This window comes from Cobetia sp. SIMBA_158, assembly GCF_046566945.1.
Classification (GTDB): domain Bacteria; phylum Pseudomonadota; class Gammaproteobacteria; order Pseudomonadales; family Halomonadaceae; genus Cobetia; species Cobetia amphilecti.
Genome location: NZ_JAWJYL010000581.1, coordinates 1 through 260, shown reverse-complemented (window position 1 = coordinate 260; position 260 = coordinate 1). Strand labels below are relative to the sequence as shown.

At 43.5% G+C, this 260-nt stretch carries 1 protein-coding gene; it reads left to right on the top strand.

The annotated features are described in order from the left end of the window. Positions 1 to 260 (top strand): 50S ribosomal protein L6 (locus R2R70_RS21155; protein WP_410979076.1); only part of this gene is annotated, 260 nt, incomplete at both ends.

Below are 260 nucleotides of genomic sequence, written 5' to 3'. Positions count from 1 at the left end.
AAAACGGTGAACTTACTCGTACTATCAACGACGCAGTTGAAGTACAAGTTAACGACAACGTTATTACAACTTTACCTCGTGAAGGCGTAGCAAATGCATGGGCACAAGCAGGTACTGCTCGCGCTCTAATCAACAACATGGTTGTTGGTACGCATGAAGGTTACGAGAAGAAACTTCAGTTAGTAGGCGTTGGTTACCGTGCTGCAGCTAAGGGTAAAGTTTTAGACTTAACACTTGGTTTCTCACACCCAGTTAATTTC